Annotated in this window: 23 protein-coding genes and 1 tRNA gene; 5 read left to right on the forward strand and 19 right to left on the reverse strand. The window is 40.7% G+C overall.

Annotated features, from left to right (window positions below):
- Positions 1-4: 4 nt before the first annotated feature.
- The 4 genes from lon to tig are packed head-to-tail and all read right to left on the reverse strand — an operon-like array spanning position 5 to position 5,649.
- Complete coding sequence (gene lon, locus DESPODRAFT_RS00455) at positions 5-2,359, reverse strand: endopeptidase La (protein ID WP_004070463.1); 2,355 nt, start codon at positions 2,357-2,359, stop codon at positions 5-7.
- Between the two features lie 17 nt (positions 2,360-2,376).
- Positions 2,377-3,636, reverse strand: a complete 1,260-nt coding sequence (clpX, locus tag DESPODRAFT_RS00460; protein WP_004070464.1) for an ATP-dependent Clp protease ATP-binding subunit ClpX — start codon at positions 3,634-3,636, stop codon at positions 2,377-2,379.
- A gap of 3 nt (positions 3,637-3,639) precedes the next feature.
- Positions 3,640-4,266, reverse strand: coding sequence for an ATP-dependent Clp endopeptidase proteolytic subunit ClpP (gene clpP, locus DESPODRAFT_RS00465; RefSeq protein ID WP_004070465.1), 627 nt, complete (start codon positions 4,264-4,266; stop codon positions 3,640-3,642).
- A gap of 36 nt (positions 4,267-4,302) precedes the next feature.
- Positions 4,303-5,649, reverse strand: coding sequence for a trigger factor (gene tig / locus DESPODRAFT_RS00470; protein ID WP_004070466.1), 1,347 nt, complete (start codon positions 5,647-5,649; stop codon positions 4,303-4,305).
- Positions 5,650-5,938: 289 nt separating this feature from the next.
- Between tig and DESPODRAFT_RS00475 the strand changes: the two genes are divergently transcribed.
- A tRNA-Pro gene (locus DESPODRAFT_RS00475) sits at positions 5,939-6,015 on the forward strand.
- 16 nt (positions 6,016-6,031) lie between these two features.
- Here the strand turns inward: DESPODRAFT_RS00475 and DESPODRAFT_RS00480 are convergent.
- The 7 genes from DESPODRAFT_RS00480 to DESPODRAFT_RS00510 form a co-directional block, all read right to left on the reverse strand.
- Complete coding sequence (locus DESPODRAFT_RS00480) at positions 6,032-6,868, reverse strand: tyrosine-type recombinase/integrase (RefSeq protein WP_245531975.1); 837 nt, start codon at positions 6,866-6,868, stop codon at positions 6,032-6,034.
- Between the two features lie 55 nt (positions 6,869-6,923).
- Entirely contained in the window at positions 6,924-7,280 is a 357-nt protein-coding gene (locus DESPODRAFT_RS20775) for a helix-turn-helix domain-containing protein (protein ID WP_083843527.1), read from the reverse strand.
- Between the two features lie 212 nt (positions 7,281-7,492).
- Positions 7,493-8,116, reverse strand: a complete 624-nt coding sequence (locus tag DESPODRAFT_RS00485) for a TraX family protein (protein ID WP_004070468.1) — start codon at positions 8,114-8,116, stop codon at positions 7,493-7,495.
- A gap of 145 nt (positions 8,117-8,261) precedes the next feature.
- Positions 8,262-8,723, reverse strand: coding sequence for a hypothetical protein (locus DESPODRAFT_RS00490; RefSeq protein WP_004070470.1), 462 nt, complete (start codon positions 8,721-8,723; stop codon positions 8,262-8,264).
- The gene (locus DESPODRAFT_RS00495; protein WP_004070471.1) at positions 8,723-9,064 is read right to left on the reverse strand and encodes a hypothetical protein; all 342 of its coding nucleotides are present in this window, start codon (positions 9,062-9,064) and stop codon (positions 8,723-8,725) included. The genes DESPODRAFT_RS00490 and DESPODRAFT_RS00495 overlap by 1 nt, the downstream gene beginning before the upstream one ends.
- Positions 9,065-9,169: 105 nt before the next feature.
- Positions 9,170-9,397 carry a hypothetical protein gene (locus DESPODRAFT_RS00500; RefSeq protein ID WP_004070472.1) on the reverse strand — a complete coding sequence of 76 codons (228 nt, stop codon included), beginning with the start codon at positions 9,395-9,397 and terminating at the stop codon, positions 9,170-9,172.
- 227 nt (positions 9,398-9,624) lie between these two features.
- Positions 9,625-10,245, reverse strand: a complete 621-nt coding sequence (locus DESPODRAFT_RS00510) for a secretin GspD/PilQ domain-containing protein (RefSeq protein ID WP_040015770.1) — start codon at positions 10,243-10,245, stop codon at positions 9,625-9,627.
- 121 nt (positions 10,246-10,366) lie between these two features.
- Here DESPODRAFT_RS00510 and DESPODRAFT_RS20780 point away from each other — a divergent pair, with 121 nt between their 5' ends.
- Complete coding sequence (locus tag DESPODRAFT_RS20780) at positions 10,367-10,729, forward strand: helix-turn-helix domain-containing protein (protein WP_040015771.1); 363 nt, start codon at positions 10,367-10,369, stop codon at positions 10,727-10,729.
- A 40-nt stretch (positions 10,730-10,769) separates the two neighbouring features.
- On the forward strand, positions 10,770-11,375 hold the full coding sequence (locus DESPODRAFT_RS20785; RefSeq protein WP_040016018.1) for an IS630 family transposase: 606 nt from the start codon (positions 10,770-10,772) through the stop codon (positions 11,373-11,375).
- Here DESPODRAFT_RS20785 and DESPODRAFT_RS19795 read toward each other — a convergent pair.
- The 8 genes from DESPODRAFT_RS19795 to DESPODRAFT_RS00555 all read right to left on the reverse strand — a co-directional run bounded on the left by DESPODRAFT_RS19795 (position 11,280) and on the right by DESPODRAFT_RS00555 (position 17,065).
- Positions 11,280-12,128, reverse strand: coding sequence for a hypothetical protein (locus DESPODRAFT_RS19795; protein ID WP_004070474.1), 849 nt, complete (start codon positions 12,126-12,128; stop codon positions 11,280-11,282). The two genes, DESPODRAFT_RS20785 and DESPODRAFT_RS19795, sit on opposite strands and share 96 nt — an antisense overlap.
- Positions 12,125-13,072, reverse strand: a complete 948-nt coding sequence (locus DESPODRAFT_RS00525; protein ID WP_004070475.1) for a zonular occludens toxin domain-containing protein — start codon at positions 13,070-13,072, stop codon at positions 12,125-12,127. The genes DESPODRAFT_RS19795 and DESPODRAFT_RS00525 overlap by 4 nt, the downstream gene beginning before the upstream one ends.
- Before the next feature lies 1 nt (position 13,073).
- Entirely contained in the window at positions 13,074-13,406 is a 333-nt protein-coding gene (locus DESPODRAFT_RS00530; protein WP_004070476.1) for a DUF2523 family protein, read from the reverse strand.
- 1 nt (position 13,407) lies between these two features.
- The gene (locus tag DESPODRAFT_RS00535) at positions 13,408-14,778 is read right to left on the reverse strand and encodes a hypothetical protein (protein ID WP_004070477.1); all 1,371 of its coding nucleotides are present in this window, start codon (positions 14,776-14,778) and stop codon (positions 13,408-13,410) included.
- A 97-nt stretch (positions 14,779-14,875) separates the two neighbouring features.
- Positions 14,876-15,160 carry a hypothetical protein gene (locus DESPODRAFT_RS00540; RefSeq protein ID WP_004070478.1) on the reverse strand — a complete coding sequence of 95 codons (285 nt, stop codon included), beginning with the start codon at positions 15,158-15,160 and terminating at the stop codon, positions 14,876-14,878.
- A gap of 16 nt (positions 15,161-15,176) precedes the next feature.
- Positions 15,177-16,391, reverse strand: coding sequence for a hypothetical protein (locus tag DESPODRAFT_RS00545; protein WP_157488381.1), 1,215 nt, complete (start codon positions 16,389-16,391; stop codon positions 15,177-15,179).
- 264 nt (positions 16,392-16,655) lie between these two features.
- Entirely contained in the window at positions 16,656-16,841 is a 186-nt protein-coding gene (locus DESPODRAFT_RS00550) for a hypothetical protein (protein ID WP_004070481.1), read from the reverse strand.
- 5 nt (positions 16,842-16,846) lie between these two features.
- Positions 16,847-17,065 carry a helix-turn-helix domain-containing protein gene (locus DESPODRAFT_RS00555; RefSeq protein WP_040015772.1) on the reverse strand — a complete coding sequence of 73 codons (219 nt, stop codon included), beginning with the start codon at positions 17,063-17,065 and terminating at the stop codon, positions 16,847-16,849.
- Positions 17,066-17,201: 136 nt separating this feature from the next.
- Here DESPODRAFT_RS00555 and DESPODRAFT_RS00560 point away from each other — a divergent pair, with 136 nt between their 5' ends.
- Positions 17,202-17,711, forward strand: a complete 510-nt coding sequence (locus DESPODRAFT_RS00560; protein ID WP_172635709.1) for a helix-turn-helix domain-containing protein — start codon at positions 17,202-17,204, stop codon at positions 17,709-17,711.
- A 71-nt stretch (positions 17,712-17,782) separates the two neighbouring features.
- The gene (locus DESPODRAFT_RS00565; protein ID WP_004070483.1) at positions 17,783-18,538 is read left to right on the forward strand and encodes a retropepsin-like aspartic protease family protein; all 756 of its coding nucleotides are present in this window, start codon (positions 17,783-17,785) and stop codon (positions 18,536-18,538) included.
- Positions 18,539-18,560 lie beyond the last annotated feature (22 nt).

The raw sequence follows: 18,560 nt of genomic DNA on the forward strand, positions 1-18,560 counted from the left end.
GACGCTATACGACCAAGGCATGCTCAAGCACTTCAGACATACTTTCCACATAGACGATATCAAGCTGGTTTTGAATCGTTTTGGGAACGTCTATAATGTCTTTTTTATTTTCCTCACAGAGAATAACCTTTTTAATCCCATTGGCATGGGCAGCCAGAAGCTTTTCCTTTAGGCCGCCAATGGGCAGTACCCGTCCGCGAAGGGTGATTTCCCCTGTCATGGCCACGGTCCGGCTTACGGGGCGACCAGTGAGAATGGAAACCACTGCCGTGCACATGGCAATGCCGGCTGAAGGCCCATCCTTTGGAATAGCGCCTTCGGGCACATGGATATGGATGTCTGTATCGTTGTAAAAATCTTCCCTGATGTTAAGACTGCCACTCCTTGAACGCACATAAGATACAGCTGCCTGGGCGCTTTCCTTCATAACATCCCCAAGTTTTCCGGTAACCATGACTTTTCCCCTGCCCGGCATAGTTACAGCCTCAATGGTTAAAAGCTCACCGCCTGCCTGGGTCCAGGCCAGCCCGGTAACAATCCCGGTTTTATCTTCCTGCTCCAGAATGGAATTTCTAAATTTAGACTGCCCCAGATATTTTGAAACCGTATTTGCCGTAACCTGATATTTTTTACGTGTATTGGTCCGCACGATTTCCGTGGCAATTTTTCTAAGCACAGAAGAAAGCTCACGCTCAAGATTTCTCACCCCGGCTTCCTTGGTGTACTGCTTGATAATCATTTCAACAGCAGCTTTTGAAAAATAAATTTCGCCGTCATCCAGCCCGTTTTCCTGGATCTGCTTGGGAATCAGGTAGCCGGTGGCAATCTGATATTTTTCATAATCGGTATACCCCGGTATCTGGATCACCTCCATGCGATCACGCAGGGGAGCTGGGATCTCATGCAGGGTGTTTGCTGTGGTGATAAACAAAATTTCTGACAGATCGTAATCAACTTCAAGATAATGATCGTTGAAATTCCTGTTCTGTTCAGGATCGAGTGCTTCCAGAAGAGCGGAAGAGGGATCACCTCTAAAATCTCTGGTCATTTTATCAATTTCGTCCAGGCAGAGTACCGGGTTATTATATCCCACTTTTTTCAAGGTCTGGATAATTTTTCCAGGCATAGCACCTACATAGGTTCTTCGGTGCCCTCGAATCTCCGCCTCATCACGGACCCCGCCCAGGGAAATCCGGGCAAAGGAACGTCCGGTGGCCGCCGCCACAGAGCGGGCAAGGGATGTCTTGCCGACCCCGGGAGGTCCCACCAGACACAGAATCGGGCCTTTTATTTTTTTAACCAGAATCTGCACAGCCAGATACTCAAGGATTCTCTCCTTGGGTTTTTGCAAACCGTAATGGTCCCGATCCAGAATCTGTTCAGCTTTCACAAGTTCATTTTTGACGCGTTTTTTCCGGTACCAGGGCAGGGAGAGCAACCAGTCTATGTAATTTCTAACCACTGTTGCTTCCGAGGAGGTTGCAGACATCAGCTTAAGCTTTTCCAACTCTAATCGCACAACACCAGCGGCCTCTTTAGGCATGCGCTTGGCCTTGATCCTTTTTTCAAGATCAACAAACTCAGCACCCTGGCCATCCTCACCCATTTCCTTTCGGATCGCCCGCATCTGCTCGTTAAGGTAGTGGCGTTTTTGAAGTTTATCCATCTGTTCTTTGACCCTGCCCTTGATCTTTTGGGACATGGAAAAAACTTCAGTCTCTTTCTGGATAAACTTTAGGAGCAAAAAGAAACGTTCTTCAATATCACCGCACTCCAACAACGTCTGCTTATCCTGAACCTTGAAAGGCAGTTGGGCGGCAATGGTATCGGCATACCTTGACGGATACTGTTCCAAGGCATGCAGCCCCTTGAAAAAACTTTTGGAAACCACTCCGGACAGGGCGACATAATGCTGGAACGCTTCATGAACCGTCCGGATGGAGGCCTCAGTATTGGCATCGGTCAATTGTTTTTCAGGAACGCCAACATAATCAACAACCTGAAAACTGTCCTGATCAACCATTTTAATGATACAGCCCCGGCCAATCCCTTCAACCAATGCCTTTACCGTACCATCGGGCAGGCGTAACAGCTGGGTGATCCGGGCCTCGGTTCCCACCTGAAAAAGATCCTGAATAGTGGGTTTCAGAACATCAGGATCTTTCTGGGTCGTAAGAAAAATTTTCTTATCTCCGACCATGGCCTCGGAAAGCGCCTTGATGGATTTTTCTCTTCCCACAAAAATAGAGGTTGTCACAAAGGGAAAGAGAACAATATCCCTCAGCGGCACCAAAGGAAGCGTTTTCTTCTCCTTTTCATGTCCATCCTCAGGATTGAAAAAACGGGAAATACTGATCATGGATGCAAACTTTCTATCTAAGCCTGCTTTTTGGGCTGTTCATACAGCAAGATGGGATCCTCGTTGTTTAACACCACTTCTTCGCCCACCACACATTCAACCACATCTTTTTTGGAAGGAATTTCATACATGATGTTCATCATGGTTTCCTCCATAATGGCACGCAGCCCTCTGGCCCCGGATTTTCTGGTAACGGCTTCCTTGGCCATGGCTTCAAGGGCCTCATCCGTAAACTGCAGATTTACCCCTTCAATGCGAAAAAGCTCCTGATATTGCCGAACCAGTGCATTCTTTGGCTCCGTCAGAATCTTGACCAAAGACCTTTCATTGAGTTCACCTATGGACGTTATAATAGGTAGGCGTCCTAAAAATTCGGGGATCAGACCGAATTTAATCAAATCTTCGGGCTTTACCTGCTCCAGCAACTCTCCGATATTCACATCCTTTCTATCTGCGATTTTGGCACCAAATCCCATGGTCTTCTGAGTCAAACGGCGCTCAACCACTTTCTCAAGACCATTAAAGGTCCCACCACAGATAAACAGGATATTTGAGGTATCCACCTTTACATAATCTTGCTGGGGATGTTTTCTTCCCCCCTTGGGAGGCACCGAAGCAACAGTACCCTCAATGATTTTGAGCAGGGCCTGCTGGACCCCTTCTCCGGAGACATCCCGGGTAATTGAAGGGTTGTCCCCCCGCTGGGAAATTTTATCTATCTCATCAATGTAGATGATACCTTTCTGAGCCTTTTCAATGTCGTAATCCGCATTCTGGACCAGTGAAAGAATGATATTCTCCACATCCTCCCCAACATAGCCGGCTTCGGTCAGGGCCGTGGCATCGGCAATGGCAAAAGGGACATCCAGAAACCGGGCAAGCGTCTGAGCAAGAAGGGTTTTGCCACATCCGGTAGGACCTATGATCAGAATATTGCTTTTCTGAATCTCGACGTCATCACCCCTTTTTACCAGATGTGAAGCCAGACGTTTATAATGGTTATAAACCGCCACCGACAAAACTTTTTTGGCACGATCCTGTTCTATAATATATGAATCAAGCTGCTCCTTGATCTGCTTTGGTACCATGAATTCCTTGGCACTCTCGGGCTCGACAGTCAGCTCTTTTTCTTCATCTTCAATAATCTCACCGCACAGCTTAATACATTCATTGCATATATAGACGCTGGGCCCGGCTATCAGCTTTTTTACTTCCTTTTGGTTTTTACCGCAGAATGAGCAGAAAAACTGATCGTTTGTATCCTCTTTTTTGGCCATATTTTATGACTCCTTTGACGCTTCCTCCTCAGAGGTCTCTTCCAATTGGCTTCTGTCACTGACCACACGGTCAACAATGCCGTATTCCAAAGCTTGCTGCCCGGACATGAAAAAATCACGCTCCGTATCAGCCGCAACCCTTTCAATATTCTGTCCCGTATGCTTTGATAAAATTTCGTTCAACACATCTTTCATTCTTAAAATTTCGGTGGCTTGAATCTTGATGTCAGTGGCCTGGCCCTGTGCCCCCCCCATTGGCTGATGAATCATAATCCTGGCATTGGGCAGGGCAAAACGCTTGCCGGCTGTTCCGGCAGTAAGAAGCAGCGCCCCCATACTGGCTGCCTGGCCAATACACACAGTTGCCACATCCGGCTTGATGTACTGGATGGTGTCGTATATAGCCATGCCTGCTGTAACAACGCCGCCGGGGGAATTGATATAAAAATTGATATCTTTATCAGGATCTTCGGATTCAAGAAACAGCATCTGTGCAACAATGAGGTTGGCAACTTCATCGTCGATGGCAGATCCTAAAAAAATAATCCTGTCTTTTAAAAGCCGTGAATAGATATCATAAGCACGTTCTCCCCTGTTGCTCTGCTCAACAACCATTGGAATAAGAGGCACGATTTAACTCCTTGTCATGATCTAAAATATTATTTTTTACACTTCTGCACCTTCTTCTTCAGTTTGTGCATCAGCGGCTTGCGCATCTTCCGGCGTCACTTCAATTACGCTGCTTTTTTCTATTATAAGATCAATGGCCTTTTTTTCAAGCTGGGTATGTTTATAATATTCAAACTGACGCTGGTCCAGGTTGAAAAAATTCTTGATGGCATCTTTTGTCGCACTCATGGCCTGAGCCATCTCTTCAAAGCTTGCATCAAGTTCTTCATCGCTAAGCTCAATCTTCTCCTGGGCAATCATCTTATCCAGAATCAGGTGACGGCGGGCCTGCTTTTCAGCCACATACCTGTATTTTTCCTGCATAAGTTCCCGGCTTAAGCCGACTTCTTCAAGGGAGGTATTGTTCTGGGAATAGGCCTGTTCCGTTTCGGAAATAATCCCGTTAAGTTCACCTTCAACCAGGGCTTGAGGAACTTCAAAGTCTATTTTTTCAAGGATTTGACTAAAAACCTGTTCGCTCATCTCATGCTTGACCCGCTGGGCAATACCCTTTTCCAGGTTATCCCGGATGGCAGCTTTTACCTCATCAAGGGTTTTGTATTGTTCAAGGCCTTTTACAAGATCATCATTGGCTTCGGGCAGCACCTCTTCCTGGATCTCCTTAAGTGTAACCTTATATTCAATGGTTTTTCCTTTCAGATTCTCATCATGAAAATCATCTGCGTAAACCACTTCAATGTCCAGATCCTGAACCGGAATGGCACCGATAAGTTTTTCGGAAAATTCCTTAGGCAACGGCGCCATGTTAATAGCCGTAACATAATTTTCAACTTTAGGGGTATGCTCAAAGGGTTCGCCATTTAGAAAGCCTTCATAATCAATCAGAACAAAGTCGCCTTCTTTTACCGGACGGGCGTCTTCGACCTTCCGCTTTGTGGCCATGGTCTTTTGCAGCATATATATCTGGCTTTCAATCTCAGCCTCGCTTACTTCATAAAGTGTCTTTTTAATTTCAAGACCTTGGAAATCAATATCATCCAGTTGGGGTTTAACCTCCACAGTGATCTCAAATGCATAATCAGCATCCGGCTTGAGTTCCGGCGGATCAAGTTGGGGCCCGCCCACGATATCCAACTTATGATTTTCAACAGCTTCAATAAAAGATTCCTGGATCAGGCGCGGGGCAACCTCGGCATGAACGTCTGCGGCAAACCGGTTTTCAAGCACTTTTCTGGGAACTTTTCCTTTTCGAAAACCTTTGATCTCGACCGTCTTTTTCAAATCGGCATAGGCTTTATCTAACTCTTTGGAAATTGTTTCCTTAGGGATTTCAAAAGAAAGCACTTTTTTAATACTGCTCTGATCTTCGATTTTTACCTGCATGATTTTGTCCTGTTTAATCCTGTTAATTGGCGTTTTTTCTTCAACGCACCTTCAAAAAATAATAATTGTACCCTAACTGATTCATTACATGGCACAAACACTTTACACAAAGTTTATTAAGATACCCCGTCTTCATGGTGGTGTCAAGGAAATTGCCACGCCCCATAGATAGGCCAAGGCCTGTGCCATGTAGCGTTTGACTCCATTTCAAAATTATGGGACGGGGCTGACCGGCAAGATTGATCTTGATTTTTTTTATTCCAAATGATAAATGTTGTTTTTATTTTATCGGGGCGTAGCGCAGCCTGGTAGCGCGCCTGCTTTGGGAGCAGGATGTCGGAGGTTCAAGTCCTCTCGCCCCGACCAGCACGACTAAAGGCTTTCAGTGTTTTTGCTGAGAGCTTTTTTTATTTTTGGTTGCGGATTCTGGTTGCGGGTTTTCATTTTTTGGCTCAAATCTCCCGGATATGGAATCCATAGCATTCTCTATGGCACCATCCAGTTTATGAAGATATATTTCAGTTGTCCTAGATTCTGAATGACCTAAAATATTCTGAATCGTTTTCGTTGAAATTTTGGGGTTGTCAGCCAGGAGAGAAGCCATAAGGTGCCGCAAGGTATGAAATCCAAAAGAGGGATTTATTCCGGCTCTTATACAAAGCCCTTTCATGAATTTTGGGCGATGCTTAAAACGATCATTTGTTTTTTCATTGAAAAACACCCAAGAGTCTTGTTTCCGATTCTTCCACATTTTCCATAAGGTGAAATACAATTCATCGTTGATGGTAACGGTAACAGCCTTGTATGATCCACCATAGGTTTTTCGGGTCCATTTGGTTAAGAGCCGTTTCTCAAAATTGATGTCTTCCCAGGTTAAGCGCAACACTTCATCAATTCGGGCCAAAGTATGAAGCAGAACGATTAACAAATCTTTTTCATCGGTTTCCGGATTTGCAGCCAAAAGAAGTTTGATAATGTCCTGTTCCTGGGGGACTCGTTTCCGGGCTACGGAATGAGGAAGTTTTTCAATTTTTTTTACCGGATTTCGGTCAATGGATTCAAGAACATTTTCTGCATAACTGAACAAGGACGATAATTCTTTACGGTGGACATTGTAATTATTATTGCTTGGACGGGCACCCAAATATTTCGCGATGATATCCGGGGTAATTTTTGAAATGGGAAAATCATCACCACCAAGGAAACGACCGAAGGCCACAAAAACACTTTTTTTGTATTTCCATGTTTTTGAAACATGACGCCGTGATGAAAAATCAAGATACAAATTGCATAGCGTCAAGTAACCCATGCCGGTTGAGATCGGAGCTTTTTTTAAATCTTCCTTTCTTTTTGCCCGAGCGGCCACCGCTTCCATCTTTGTCTTGAATCCCCTGGCCGCATAAATTTCGTTTTGATACTGAAAACTGTAGCACCAATGCTTCCGCGTCTTGTCCTTCCATAATCCCATAAATTACCTCTTGTCTAAAGCGCCAAACCCCAATACCACCAGGCTTGAAGCCACCTAATTTTTTCACATGTTTATAAACGGTATTTTCTGAAATTTGTAATAATTCCGCGACATCGGAAGGGGTTAATAACTTGTTTCTGTTATGTTCAGGAGATTCTTTCATCTTTCATCCTCGAAGCGCGGTTACAGTTCTATTAATTATTTTTTCTTCTTTGAGAAATGCCCTTTGGCACAATCCGTACAGCAATAATGCAAATAGGTATTGTAATCAATTTTGCCTGTCATGTATTCATACTCAAGCTTAGTTATGCTGCTTTCACCGCTTTTCTTTACCAGACGGTAAAGGTGATTTTTCAATTCTCGTGGATTCATTATTTATGTCGGGTATCTAATCGAATTGATGAGAATAATAATTAAAAAATGACCAGGATAGGCCACATAATAAAAATACTTTTGAATCGTTTTAGGTATCCGGGGACCCTGGTGAAAGCTGGGGGAATACATGAGGGCAACGGAAACCGGACCGAACAAAACATAAAGGGAGCCGGATAAATAATAAACAAAAACATAAAAGGCGGTCATCACGCCCAGGAGGATCCCCGGCCGAGGGTGCAAAAAATAAATGGCAAAGACTATGAAAATATAGATTGATACGACATTGGAAAAGACAAGAAGCAGAGTCAAATAAAAAGCATGGAAGCCGTACCGCTCATAAAGGAAAAGAATAATCAAACCGAAAAGCAGGGTATACAGATCATTGAGCCTATGCAGATCCGGGAACAAGATATTAAAAAGCGGCTGAGTCACACAGGCACAAGTAACCAGGGCAATAATATAAAGCTGAAGATCCTTGGTATATTTTAGGCCCTGGGTAATGAAGTAAGCAAACAAGGGAAAAGAAAGGGCACCCAGGGAGCGCATTATAAATTCATATTCCGGGAAAAAGAAAATAGCTGAATGATCAATCGCCATTGTTATGAAGGCAATAAGCTTGATCAATTTTTAGAACCCAAGCTCATTGAATATGTAATCAATCTAAAAATACAGAAAGAAAAGGCAATCGTAACAATGGGAATGCCGATATAAGTCACGATATCACCAATAAAAAGGGAAAGGTCAAAACCTTCAGGTAAAGAAATCATTTTTAAAACCTCAAAGATAGGCCCAAAGCCAGGGCATTGCATGAAAGAGCACCAATGATCAAAGAAATACTCTTTGACATTAAATCAGAGGTATCCGTGGTCTGAACGTAATCAACCCAGCCTGGATTTGAATCAAGATCCGCGACATCAACAACCGTACGCTGATAATAAGCTTTATTCACCAAGTCAATCTGATTAGCATCCGATGTCATGTATGATTGTCCATCCACCATGAAATAAATTGACCCTGATTCAACCCGGTAAAGATCCACTGAACCAATACTGGTGACGGCTGCATATGATTGAGTATTTGATAAAATTATTAAAAAAAACACGATGCCTATTGAATGAAAACGAGAAGAACCAATCCGAAGGGCTGATATGATAGCACGAAGAATGATACCAAAAAGCAACGAAATAACTACAAGGCCAAAACCGTTACCAAATGCCTCTAAATCAATCATTATTTATATCCTAAAGATTTCATTCTATCATCGTAAATTTCATCAAAAGATTCTGCATAACGTTCGCCCCTCACATCCATTAAATTAGAGCGGTATTCCTCTTTCATCAAAGGTTCACGCCAAGTACCTTTGGAAGACTGCCAACGATTGAAAGAATTTTTAGCCGCAATTTCATTATCAGTCATACCGATATTTAAAAATTCTCGAATTTTGAAATAGGCAAAAATAATAAAAATGAGAGAAACCATACCGAGAAGCATCACGGAAATATCATTCGCAATAAAACTTTGAAGTGAAATTGTAATACTATCAAAAAGTAAACTTATTAAATCAGTTTCCATAAAGCACCTTTAAAGCATGGTATCAAGCACATTATGTGCAGCAAATGGACATACCCAGAGAATAAAGGGAAGGGGGAAAGAAATCCCCCAACCCTTTAGATGAAATTAACCTTTACCCATGGTACGCCGGATATATCTGTAGGCGAGGAAAGCAAGGTTAATGGTGACAAACGTGGTCAGGATAGTAAGAACCTGACTGTTAATGGTGGAAATGTCAAAGGCCGTCCAGAGATCAGCGACGGAAGGCGTGGCAAAAGACATACCAAACAGACCGAAGAAAGCGGAAAAAATGGACGCAGTGAAAAACTGTGAACGAGTGACGAGATTCTTCATAACAAAACTCCTTTTAAAAAATTAAAAAAAATTAACGAAAAACTTTAACAAGCAACCCAAGACCCACAACAATTATCAATATGGTGACAATGCCAGCCGCCGCCGTGTTAACGTCAGTTCTGATACCGTCAAACATATCTGATGAAATTAAAGAGGTATATCCGGTTGTTGCCAAAGCACGACCAGTGATCCCAAAAAGGACCAAAGATACAAAGAAGAGGGTTCGCTTAAGAAAAGACATAGCGTATCACCTCACTATTAATTAATATGGAAACCGAAAATTGAATAGTTTCCTGATTATCAAGACCAGTCTTTAACCAACTTAAAGAGGACCTTGATACACTTCCTTTGTTATACTTCAAACCGCCGATCAAGGTGGTTTCACCAGCCCGAAAAACAATCTGATTATCAATTTTACGAATAGATGTCCGCGGCTGCCTAACAAGATGAGGTTCCGTTCCAACCTCAAGAAATTCAATCAAACTTTGAATACTTCCAGAAAATTGGGTTGAAATAATGTTCCCGGAAACAGACGGTTTAAGAGTTAAAATAAGACCGGAAGAAACAGTCCCGAATTCATAACCCTGGGCCACGGTATCAGAAGAATCATGCATAGAAGAAACGGTAATTTCCTTAACATAAGGAATTTTTTCAGAGACATCGAGTTCAGCGGTAGAACCGTTCATGACAGAAATCCGGGCAGATTGAAGGACAGAAAAATCTTTCAATTCGTCCAAGGATTCAACAACGGATTGAAGTGATAGGTGGCCACCGCCAAGATTCAGGGAAAAGCCGTCATCTGAACCAGTCGCAGAAAATTCAAAAGGATTATCATATAAATCAGACAAACTAACAGCCAACTGGGACCAATCAATACCATGCTTAAGTAGGTGGACAAATATAATTCCTGTATAATCTTGCTTTGCAACAAATCATTGTTTTTTTAAATTTGCATAGCAAGGATATCAGATGAGACGTACGGGTAAAAAATTTATTTCTCCAATTGAGCCGTTGGCATTAAAATGGCTGTCACTTATTGAATTTTCGGATGAAGAGTCAAACCGTACTAAACTCAGGGCTCAAGCAATCCGATTGAGCAACTCTGGGTATAGTATCAGTCAGATTTCACAAATATGTTTGACCACTCAGGAAACAGTTTCGAAGTGGATTGATGGATGGGAAAAATATCAATTTGACTCTTTAATTGATAAACCACGTTCTGGAAGAACGCCGCTGATCCATAGTGAGATGCATGATGAAGTTATTGATATTGTGAAGAAAATCCAAGACAACTTAAAAGTGCCATTACTGAAATACAGGAAAATTTGGTAAAAAGTCAGCGTAAAAACCCTGAAACGGATTATAAAAAAAACTGCGTTGGTGTCGAGGACGGAAATCTCTCAAAAGCAAACGCAATGAGAACGAGTTCAGGGAAGCGCAAAAGGAAATTGAAATCTTGAAAGATGAAGATCAGGCAAATATCATTGACTTGTATTATTTTGATGAATCTGGCTTTACCGGCGTGCCTGAGATTCCATATGCCTGGCAAGATGAGGATGAGCAGCTTTTGCTTCCGAGTGGAAAAACCTCAAGAATCAATGTGTTGGGATTCTTGAATAAGCAAAATGATTTCTTTCCTTGCGTTTTTGACTGCTCAGTTACTTCAGATATTGTAACCGCCTGCTTTGATGCGTTTTCACGTTACATAACAAAAAGAACCATTGTTGTTCTGGATAATGCTCCAATACATCACAGCGCCATTTTTAAATCTCAAATTGGGACATGGGAAGAAAGAGGCCTTTTTCTATACTTTATCCCCAAATATTCACCGGAGTTGAATCTGATTGAAATTTTATGGAAACATATCAAGTACTTTTGGCTATCAACATCTGCTTATAAAGGATTTGAATTTTTGAAAACTGAGTTGAATAATATATTGGCAAGCGTCGGTAAGGAATTTACAATTTCGTTTTCTTAACCTGGATTTATATTTGTCCATGTACTTATATGTATGGCTGTCCTGAGACTCAAGAATCATGATATCGAAAACAACAAGGGTAAGGTATGGATTATTCTTGAAGTAATCGTAGATGGTCAAATAAGTATAATAATCGGTATTGAATACGATCCGTGAAGAAAGTTCGTCATAAAAAGACTCCTGAACACCGAAAGAACTTAATAATTTTATCAAATTTTCCTGGATGCCCGGCATAACAACCTTCACATAAGCCGGGGAAGTCTTGCGGACGATCAACACCCCTTGTTTATATTTAAAAAACAAACCATGACTGATTTGCAAAGATTGTAACAAGGTTTTAAGAGTGCCATGGTAAGAAGGCATGGAAACTGTTTGAAACTTAGGTTCTTCTTTTTTCTTAGAAACAGGGCCAGCAGACGGGGACCCGGGAAGGGAAGAATCATTTTGTTCTATGTTCTGCTCGACGGAACAACCGATATCAGCAACAATATTTATGCCCTGACCAATAAGAATCTGCAAAAAATCACAAAGTGAAACCGGAGCTATTAAATTAATAGAAACTTTAATATCGTCCGGAATTTTATCTAAATCATCATCAAATTTAATAAAATCCTTAACAAAAACATCCCTTATGCTGGACTTATTACGATGAAGGTCTAAAGGCTTATGCTCATCATAAACAGGCACTTTAAAAGAAGGTTGAACACAACCGGCACAAAAAATTAATGTCATTACAAGATAAAAATATTTCATTCAATCACCAGAACAGAACCGTCAATTTTTGATTTCAGAATTCTTTTTGAATTAATAATGCCAACGACTAAATAATCAGACAAAGAATCAGATTGATCCGAAGAAAAAGAATCAGACGGCTGATCAAAGGTATCAGGCTGATCCAAAGAATCAGGCTGATCCGAGATATCAGGCTGATCAACTTCAAGAAAAGATTCTTGCCTTTTTTCTTCAATAGAATCCGCAATGGCCTGGGTACCGAAAAGGTCACCGCTTAACAGACTTGACTGACTTAAAAAATAAAGAAAAAGGCCAAGAACCAGGGGAATTGCGTAGAATATGGGATGCTTCAAAATATTGGCAGGTTTTTCAATGCCAATTTCTTTGGTACCATTTGTAAAATAACTTTTATAACATTTAAATATTTTGGGATCATAAGTACAAGTTTTCTGACCAATTTGATCAAGAGTGGGGCCATAATAACAAAACCGAATATATTTTTTATTGATCAGGTTCCCAAACATATTCAATTTCTTATACCGATAGGTAAATTCAATCAGAGACCTGACAGAACTTTCAATACGTTCAACGTTTTGGGTTATAAGAATCAGGTCGACGCCCTGGTGACGGTGTTCACTTGCCCACTTTCCGAATTCTCTATTCTCTTTTTTCTGCCAATCCCGGGAATTAAAAAAATTCTGTGCCTCATCAATGATGATCAAATCCCCAGGCTTTATATGGTTCCAAAATTCAGTTACATGGTGTTCCTGAAGAGTAACAAGGTTTTCTTTAAGCTGGCTGTCATCCAGGTTAAGGAAATGCTTTATGATTTCCTGTTTTTCTTCCTGATCCGGACCGGAAATATTGGTCAAAATGCGCCGGCCCTGGGAAAGATTATCCAAAAGTTTACGCATGGCATCATAAGTTTTTCCGGCTCCGGGCAGGCCCTCGTAACAAGATATCATTTTAGACCCTTGTGAATGCTGCGGGAATAAGATTAAGGGTTAAACGGATCAGGCAGGCAGCGGCCAACATGCTAAGACATTGAGCGATATTCAATTTATAAAGAATGTATAAAATTTGATCAGGTAAAATATTCCAATCACCAAATGAACTAAGGGCGGTCACCTGGGCAAAATCAATAGCGGAAATGATTGATTCAATAATAGAAAAGAATACATCCAAAAACAGATAAAAAATTTCTGACAGCAGGTATAAAATACCGTCAAGAACCCAATTGAAAAAACCGATTAGCATTTCCCAAAACTTGGAACAGAAATCTATTATCTTATTAATCATGTTACCCCTTTTTCAGCACCAAAATTTTAAAACATGAAAAGCTTGTCAATAGGAGAAGAACTGTGCGTAAGATATCCCAAATATTATCATAATCTGAATAGTCTATAGTCGCAGTTTGATCAGTCGAAGAGCCCCATTTACCAATATTAACGGTTTGGATGGAAGAACCGGAACCGGATGGACCAGCAAAAATGCCAAAGGGAAGACTAAAAAGGTCTGATCCTTTTAAAGTGGTTATAAAAGAATCAAACCTGCCAGAATACTTGGTATTGATTGAAGTTAAGGTTTCTGTTCTATCAAGAGCAGAAATATTATCTGTACTTGTCGTATCTATTGTTTGAGAAGAATCTATCAAATTATCTTTGACAGATTGACCGATATCTTCAGCCGTGGGAAAAGAATCCTGCACACCGTCAGAGAAATTGCCGGAACCAGAACCAATTTTAGAATTTACAATTGCCAGTAAATCATTCGTAATACCGAGAGAATCAGAAATACGTTTTAAGTTCTGGTTTGACGCATCGGTATTACCTACAATTTTTCCGAAAGAATCACTATCACTATCACCTGTGCTTCTACCTTGAGAATCAGATGTACCTGAACCAGAGACAGAAGGTGTAGTAGGCGTTTGAGCTGTAACATTTCGTTCTGCATCAGTAATTAAACCAACAGCATCAGTGGATGTTAGAGGAGTGTTAGCAGTACCTGAAGGCATATTTTCTGTGGTTGTAGTAGTACCGCCACCACCGGGAATTAAATCAGTAGAATCTTGCCAAATCTGACTATTAACATATTGAGGTGAATAAGTTCCAGAAGAAACACCGGCATTTAGTTCAGATATAGTAAAATCAGACATAAGGACATAATCACCTTTAGAGGTGACGATGGCGGTTCCGACAATATTTCCTTGTGAATCAACCCAACGGGATATAATACGAAATTGATAGGGAAGAGGATCATCGGGATAAGCATCATATTCATCTGGTATGCCATCATCATCAGAGTCAGAGTCAGGAATAAAAAAATCAGGGTCAGAACCGGAAGGAGAGCAAGACAATATAACAGAATAGGCATTAAACGGATACCAATGCTGTTCAGGACCTGATGCAGCAACATACCAAGCCCACCCATAAACGACAGAAGCACCTGAAGATTTATTTAAAGCATAACAAGCCCCCGTCGGAGATGCAGCGCGACAAGCAGCTACCGCAGAAACAGAATTGTCGTAAGCCCCTTCTACTAAAATATCAGAAGGTAAGGCGTCAAAAAAAGAACCACAATCTGTTTCAGCGTGGACAGACTGCAAACCGAAACAAACAGAAAAATTAAACACAAAACTAAAAAAAATTACTTTAATTGCACCATCAATCATTAGAAAATCCACTTAGGTACAGCGCCACGAATGAAGAAATGGTCACTGTACCAAAGATAAAATTAATAATTATTAAAGGGTTGCCGTCGATCATAAATCAGTTGCTTTCCTGCCAGTAAACACGCCCATTAAATTCCTGGAACGTGATGGAATTGGAGTAGGGTGTCATCTCCAATGAATCATCATAGATTTCCTTGGCAACCCTGATTTTGAGAAATTTCTCAAGGCCTTTGACGGCAACAGACAAGTGATAGGTTTCGTCTCCCTTGGAAGTGGTGCCGGCGATCTTTTCCATAATCAAACCTTTAACGGATAGGCCCATGGGGATACCCTTCATAGGAAGCACTTTTTTTTCTTCTGACTTTTCTGCAACTAAAGACATAATTTTAATTTCTCCTTTACACATAAGTTTTTGATAAATTTAAATTGTTACGGTTAAAAACGATTTCCATTTTTTCATAAAGTTCATCTGTGTGAAGTTCAATACGATTTCGCAATTCACGCCAAACGATAGTTGACGCATCTATGGCGACATCTTTAAAATCATCCATGCTTTCAATTGTAGCGGCTACAGCAGAAGTCAGGCAGCCAATCCCTTGATCAATTAAAGCTTTGACATTGATATATTGATTCTTTTCACGATGCCGCCAGAGATTAGAATTTTCTGCATTAAAATCAACCAACTGTACAAGCTTCCAAAACGGAGAGATAACAGCATCCCGGGACTGATTATTATTTGACCTATCAACCTCGGTTTCACAATGTTTGGCCCAAGATTTGGAAGAATACCCCCAAAGGCCATTTAAAACGCCCTGGAGATCATCCACAGTATCAATTTGATACAAATCATCAGTTTTAAATTCCTTCAACGCTTCACGCCGAAACTGAAATTCTACACGAACGACGGGTGTTTTTTTATCATCAGACACTAAACCCCATTGCCGATTGAAAAAATCCGTCTTGGCCGTTGCCTGCTTAACGTTCAGTTCTTTTCGCTTATCGTAAATCCGACACATCAAAGCACCTTTGCCTATTGAGATACCGGATACCGACCTACCGACGTAATGAACATGGGCATCAATGGCCCTGGTGATCCATTTTTCAATATTGTGCAAATCCAAATCTCGAAAATTGATATTCACAAAGTCTGTGGATAAATCCACACGGGTAACATGATGTTTTTTAATAGAGATATCGCAGGATTTTAAAAACTTTTTGATATCTTCAAAAACACTGAAAGCTCCGGGATGGTGTGAAGACATTGACCCAATTTCAATGAGGCAGGTGGGGAAATCCCCATGCACAGACCTTTTATTGAAATAGATATGAGTATCGGCCATTGATATATGATAAGTAAAAAAACGACGCCCGGACCGGTGCACATTCCATTGAGGTGAAAAATAAGTAAAGGGTATGCACTCTTTTTCAAATTCTCTGGCAACTTCACGGGACTTTTCAATTTCTTCTAAAAGATTTGATCCAGAAAGATCGGCATAAACTGAAAGATGCAAGGTATCAATGTTAGAATAGACAGTCTTTAAACTGACTAATTGGGGGGTACATGTTATAAGGGCCTGTACCCCCTCACTGGAAAGCACCTGCGCTTCGCGCATGGGCTTTCCAGTGAGGGGACCCCCGAGGGGACTTCCATCAATTGATTGACAATTTTTATTCAAATCTTTAGAATTAGACATGTAAAGTTTCCTGGTAAGGGGTTTTACAGCTCGGAAAGGTCAATAGCGTCAACTATTGGCCTTTCACTTTCATAATCAAAGCCATCATGAAATTCATGCTCCCCGAAGGGATCAGAATAATAGCTATCCGGGTGTTCCTCTTTGCAAACACAGGGATATTCTCCGCAGTCTGGGCAATACATTTTAAACCGCCTCAAAATGAAATGATTCGTCTATACGTTTTTCAAGGATAGGTAACAGCGCTTCTTTGATAGCTGCCTTCATTTCTTCATCGAGTTCGAGTTCTCCGTATGATGTATTAAGAGAATGGACAGAAGGAAGTTGCTTTGCTTTGGCATATGAAAAACAATAGGATGATATCTCGGGCATGTGTTTTATCCTTTCTTTATTTTTTTGCACTTTATTTGAGCGAATGCTCGTTTAATGTCATCAGGGGTTGCGTTCTTCCACTGATGGATTGTGCGGTCTGGGAATAGTTCGGCCAGGCGTTCGGCAAGCGGCCAGGAAACCTGGCGTTTACCTGTCAACAATTTATTGACATATGTTTTGTCAACTCTGCCAATTGCAACCGCTATGTCATTTTGTGTCATCATACTTGTCATCTTTATACAAATAATGGCAAGAGTCAAGCAAAAAGTGACAAAATGTCACTATAATAAATAACAATCTGTCTTTATTGACAATAATGTGAATTTAAAAGTTTACTGGTGGTGTGTTATGTTTATTTGTATGGAAAATGAGCCTAAAATATTTGCCGCATGGCTGAAAAAATTTATAAAAGATGACAAGAAAATTACGGCCAAGGCGCTTGCAAAAAAAATTAACTGTGACCCAACAACTATATCATCATATATCCGTGGCAGGACTCAACCAGGATATGAAGTTCGAAAAGCTATCTTAGATATTACAAGTGTACCACACGAAAAAATGATGGCAGATGGTAGGGCTGCATTAGTGAAGCCAAATGACCCTGCAATTGAAAAAAGATTATCCGAACTGGAAAAAAGGCTAAATCAAGGGAAAGAAACCCTGAGAACAGACATAGCCACAGAAAGACACCGGAAGGTTATAGATAAATTTAAAGACAAAGACTTAGCCTTAAAATTAAACGAAATATTATTAGAAATCGAACAAATGGATAATTCAGCTTTGAAAGAAGCAGAAACTGTCCTGTCTTTATTGAAGATTAAAATAGAACAGGAGTCCACAAAAAAGAGAACAGCCAACGGCGAAGACTAACGGCAGGATCATACCCTTTACCAGAAAGAAAGACCCAAAAGAATAAAATCGATCGAAATTGAAAGATAAACATGGATAGATCATTTAGAAACAAATATCCCGAATATAAAGAATACGACAAGAAAAAAAAATTCCCGACATGGATATTAATCATAGTTTGTTTGATTATTAGCGGCCTTCCCGGCTACCTATTATTAATACAAAACAAAACCACATTTAATAAGCTTTTCGGAAAAACTAAGACCACCACGCAGCCAACACCACAGGAAATCCTATTTTATCGGAAAACACCGAACATAATTAAAGCACCCAACATAACTAAAAAACCTCAAGATACGACTGAGAAAATATATTCCTGGACAGATGAAACCGGAATTAAGCATTTTTCAAATGTTCAACCTTCCCAAACTATCAAAAACTTAACAACAACTAAAAACGTATCAAGCCGTGAAGATTCAATAATCATTAGAAATAACCAAATATTGATTCCCGTAACATTGAGTTATAACAAGAAAAAAACATCAACTTTCCTTGTCCTTGATACAGGAGCATCATTCACAACCATCCATGATGATTTTGCAATTTTTTTTGAACCAATCCAATACAGAGAAACAGTATCAACTGTTGCGGATGGAAGACAAGTAAACACAAAGACAACAACCTTTGATTATATTTCAGTCGGTCCCTATACCTATAAAAATATGCGTGTTGATATTATTCCATATGAAAAACAATCTAAAATAGATAACGGCCTTTTGGGTATGAATTTCTTAAAGCACTTCAAATACCAAATAGACTATAAGAAAAAAGTCATACGATGGCTATAGCCACTTAAACAAAGGAAAGGAT

Origin of the sequence: Desulfobacter postgatei 2ac9 (assembly GCF_000233695.2) — a bacterium.
In the GTDB taxonomy this organism is placed as follows: domain Bacteria; phylum Desulfobacterota; class Desulfobacteria; order Desulfobacterales; family Desulfobacteraceae; genus Desulfobacter; species Desulfobacter postgatei.